This is a genomic window from Allobaculum sp. (genome assembly GCF_047010065.1).
In the GTDB taxonomy this organism is placed as follows: domain Bacteria; phylum Bacillota_I; class Bacilli_A; order Erysipelotrichales; family Erysipelotrichaceae; genus Allobaculum; species Allobaculum fili.
In genome coordinates, this window is sequence record NZ_JBKXLD010000139.1 from 1 (window position 1) to 4,253 (window position 4,253).

The window sequence follows — 4,253 nt, forward strand, 5'->3', positions numbered from 1 at the left end:
GTACCGGTATACGCAGAGAAGGGGACGGCGCCGAACGGGCGGATTCAGCCGACTTCCGATCTGGAGAATTGGAAAGCGCCCGGGAAAAAAGGAGAAAAGAAAAAGAATCGAGTACAGGAAATCGCCAGAAAGGGATGAATTTTCAAATTTTTCTTCAGGAATATTTGCAGAAACTTTTCTGTCGTAAAAATGACGGAGAGAGAAATCAAAGATCCAGTCGATCCAGCTGGGAATTTGCGGGAAAGCGTTTGAAGTTTCTGCCTTCGAAGCACGCTCTACATCCGGTTTCTGTTGTGAAAGCACTCAGAAGCAGGTAAATTGAAAGTAATTGTTTAAGAGAAAGGATTTGTAATATGGCAATTCGAGAACGCCTGGTTGACAGCGAGTACAGCCGGCTGGCAGAAGAGGTCGACGATCTGACGGCGGCCTATGTCGAAAGCATGAGAAAAGACGGTGTGGATGAAATGTTCATCAACATGTTTATTGAAAACGCCAAACGGGAAAAGGCAGAACGCCTCGCGCAGAATCCCAGCGAGGACCGTTCTTCAGAAAAGGAATATCTCACCCAGTTTGAGGGGAAGACCGGAGGGAATAACTAGCTATGCAGGGATGGATTTATCTTCTTTATTTTGCGGTTTTTATCGCGCTGGTTGTTCTGATCCCGCCTCTGGTAAAGCGTTACTATTACCAGAAGCTGATGAACGATATCGATACCCAGAACTACGCGAAATTCCAGACGCATCTGGATTCGCTGCTGGCTAAGGTTTCCTTTTCCGCCTTTGAACGCGAAGCCATCCGTCTGACGATGATTGAAGCCCGACAGGATAAGGCGAAAATTGACGATCAGATTCAGTTCATGGAAAACATGCGTCTGAACCGTCGTCAGAAAGCCCAGTTAGGCGAACAGGGCTTCTATATTTATCTGGCGCAGGGAAAAATCAAAAAAGCTGCCCGCATGATGGACCTGGTGAAAACGTACGGTACGCCCCAGCAGCTCCACCCGCTGGAAATTCAGTATTCGATTCTTCTCAAGAAAGAAGCGAAATATATTGATGAACTGAAGGAGAGACTGAAAAAGCTCGAAGATTCTTCCGGAAACATTCCGGAAAACCTGAAAGTGAACGCAGGTACGTTCCAGTATCTGATCGCTCTGCAGTACTCCTATAACAAGGACAAGCCCAATACGGAGAAGTGGGCAAAACTGGCCCTGGAGAATTTAAAAGGAACACCAAACGAAGAAGAAATTCTGAAACTCCTTGGCCGCTCCGCTGCCTGAAAAACAGGCGGTTGAAAATCTGATAGAATATCGAAGGAAGTGAAAGCTTCCTTTTTTCAATGGAAAAAACGCAAAGTGCAGAACAGGACTGGCTGTTCAGCAATTCAATCCGTTTGCGTCTTTTTTGATTGAAACCGGCTCCTCATGGGGCAAAATGCTGAAAACAGACGAAAGGAAAAGCTGCACAGACGCGCCCTGTTTCCCAAATGAACCGGAGATCTGAATCGGATATCTGTTCGAACTCGGGAAGGCGTCTGTCCTTTATGGAAAGCAGCAGGAATAAGGATGAAGCTCTATAACACCTATTCGCAGAAAATCGAAGAATTCAAGCCGATGGAAGACGGCAAGGTTTCGATGTATGTCTGCGGTCCGACGGTCTATAACGATCCGCATATCGGAAATGCCAGACCTGTCGTCGTTTTTGATACGCTTTACAAAACCTTCAAGGCACTTGGCTATGACGTCACCATGGCAAGCAACTACACCGATGTCGATGACAAGATCATTGCCAAGGCGATTGAAGAAAACACTACGGAAAAAGTGATTACCGATCGCTATATTGAGGAATTTGAACACGTTCGCCATGATCTTGGCGCCCAGACGCCGGATTATACTCCGCGCGTAACCGAGACGATGGATAAAATTATCGCCTTTATCGAAAAGCTCGTCGAAAACGGGGCAGCATACGCGGTGGACGGCGATGTCTACTTCCGTGTCGGCTCCGATACGCACTATGGAGAAATTTCCCATCAGCGCCTAGAAGATCTGATGGTCGGCGCCCGCATTGACGAAAATACAAAAAAAGAAAACCCGCTCGACTTTACGCTCTGGAAAAAGACCGATAAAGGCATTCAGTGGGATTCTCCCTGGGGAAAAGGCCGTCCCGGCTGGCATACCGAATGCGTTGTAATGATCAACGATGTCTTTGGCCGTCCGCTGATCGACATTCACGGCGGCGGAAACGACCTGAAGTTCCCGCATCACGAAAACGAAGTGGCGCAGGCCCGCATGAGCTGGGATACGTCTCTGGCCAATACGTGGGTTCATAACGGCATGATCAACATCGCCGATGAAAACCATGAGATCAACAAGATGTCCAAGTCTTTAGGCAACGTCCTGCTGGCCAAGGATCTGATCGATCAGTATTCCGGTCCGGTCTGCCGTCTGATGCTCATCAGCACGCATTACCGCGCACCGCTGACGATTTCGAAGGAAGCACTGGAGTCTTCCGCCAGAGAAATCGCAAAAATCCGGAAACCTGCAGCGCAGGCTCTTTTTCAGCTCGATCTGGCAGACGCTTTTGATCCGAATGCTGAAAAAGATGAAGCCAGCTGGAACGCCTTCATGGACGCCATGGCCGATGATCTGAACACCCCGAACGCTATTTCCGCGCTTCAGGCAGCCATCAAGGAACTCAACGGTGCGCTGCGCAAGCGGGAACTGGATTACAAGCGTCTGAATGCGCTTTACGCCTCCATTGCCGGTATGCTTTATGTACTGGGACTCGATCTGGATCTGCATCACGCAACGGATGAACAGAAGGATCTGTATCGCGCCTGGAAAGCAGCTGTAAAGGAAAAAGACTTCGCCGCCGCTGATGCGTGCCGGGCGAAGCTGATGGAACAGGGACTGGTTTAATGGAAATCGTATCCGAAAATCCCGTAACTCTGGCCTGGATGGGCGATGCCATCTATTCGCTGGAAGTACGAAAAACGCTTTTGAACAAGGGACTGCGCAAAGCCGATGTTCTGCAGAAACAGTCGGCCAAATACAATTCGGCCACGGGGCAGGCCACGGTTCTCGATCGGCTTCTGGAAGAAGATCTGCTTAACGAAGACGAACGGGAAATCGTCCGCCGCGGACGCAACGCGCACGTCAAATCGCCATCGAAAAGTGCGGATCTGAAAACGTATCTCAAGGCCACCGGTCTGGAGGCGCTCTTTGGCTATCTGTATCTTTACCATCATGAAGAGCGCATGAACGAACTGCTTTCGATCTGTATGAAACTTGGTGAATCTCTATGATCGTCTACTTGGTGAATCTCTATGATCGTCTATGGAAAAAATGTCTTTGAAACGCTGAAAAACGAGCCGGAGACTATCGCGGAAATTTATTTGATGAACGGCCAGAACGATGCCAGAACGCGCCGCATTCTCGACACGCTTCCCAGATCCGTTCGTCTGCGCACGGTTTCGAAAAAGGAACTGGACCGCATGACGGATCATGGCGTCCATCAGGGGATTGCCGCTAAAGTCAGGGACCTGCCGCTGCTCACGCTCGATGAGCTCATCGACCGGGCCCGTCCAAACCCGGAAAGCGACAGCGCGCTCGATCGTCTGCCGCTGCTTGTGGCTTTAGACGAAGTGCAGGATCCGCACAATGTCGGTGCTATTCTGCGTTCTGCGGATGCGGCTGGTGCCAAAGGCGTTATCCTGTGCAAGCATGGCGGCGCCGGGCTCACCCCGGCCGCTGTAAAGACGTCTGCGGGCGCAGCGTATTCGATGCCGGTAGCCGGTGTCTCGAGCCTTTCCAACGCGCTGATCAAGCTCAAGGAAAACGGCTTCTGGGTAGCGGGCAGCGACTTTGACAAGACCAGTCTCGACTATCGCAAAGGTCTGTATGATCGTCCGCTCGTTCTCGTCATTGGAAACGAAGGTAAGGGCATGTCCAAAAGCGTCAAGGGACAGTGCGATTTCAAACTGCACATTCCCATGCATGGAGCCGTGCAGTCGCTGAACGCGTCGGTGGCTGCAGGAATCCTGATGTACGAGATTCAAAGCAAAAAATAAAATTCCCAACGCAGCAGTCGGTATGAAGAGGGAAAAATGATGAATGCCTTATACCGTCCTGCCAAAAACAGCACGCGCGACTGGAATCTGTACGAGCTTCTCTATCTCATTCACATGAACGATGAGGAAGCGTACGCGCTGCTGTTTGCGAGCCTTCGCGGCTATACCGATTTTGTCTACAACAATAT

General features: G+C 50.2%; 5 protein-coding genes. All 5 read left to right on the top strand.

Going from position 1 to position 4,253, the window contains the following annotated elements; genetic code table 11:
• Positions 1 to 353: 353 nt before the first annotated feature.
• The 5 genes from ACLUYS_RS09445 to rlmB all read left to right on the top strand — a co-directional run bounded on the left by ACLUYS_RS09445 (position 354) and on the right by rlmB (position 4,065).
• Positions 354 to 599 (top strand): hypothetical protein, encoded by a 246-nt coding sequence (locus ACLUYS_RS09445; RefSeq protein ID WP_230266811.1) that lies wholly within the window; start codon positions 354 to 356, stop codon positions 597 to 599.
• A 2-nt stretch (positions 600 to 601) separates the two neighbouring features.
• A complete protein-coding gene (locus ACLUYS_RS09450) occupies positions 602 to 1,276 on the top strand; it encodes a hypothetical protein (RefSeq protein WP_230266812.1) in 675 nt (224 codons plus the stop codon).
• A gap of 285 nt (positions 1,277 to 1,561) precedes the next feature.
• Positions 1,562 to 2,914, top strand: coding sequence for a cysteine--tRNA ligase (gene cysS, locus ACLUYS_RS09455; RefSeq protein WP_288820805.1), 1,353 nt, complete (start codon positions 1,562 to 1,564; stop codon positions 2,912 to 2,914).
• Complete coding sequence (locus tag ACLUYS_RS09460; protein WP_230266814.1) at positions 2,914 to 3,300, top strand: Mini-ribonuclease 3; 387 nt, start codon at positions 2,914 to 2,916, stop codon at positions 3,298 to 3,300. The genes cysS and ACLUYS_RS09460 overlap by 1 nt, the downstream gene beginning before the upstream one ends.
• A gap of 21 nt (positions 3,301 to 3,321) precedes the next feature.
• On the top strand, positions 3,322 to 4,065 hold the full coding sequence (gene rlmB, locus ACLUYS_RS09465; protein WP_230266815.1) for a 23S rRNA (guanosine(2251)-2'-O)-methyltransferase RlmB: 744 nt from the start codon (positions 3,322 to 3,324) through the stop codon (positions 4,063 to 4,065).
• The last annotated feature ends 188 nt before the right edge of the window (positions 4,066 to 4,253 follow it).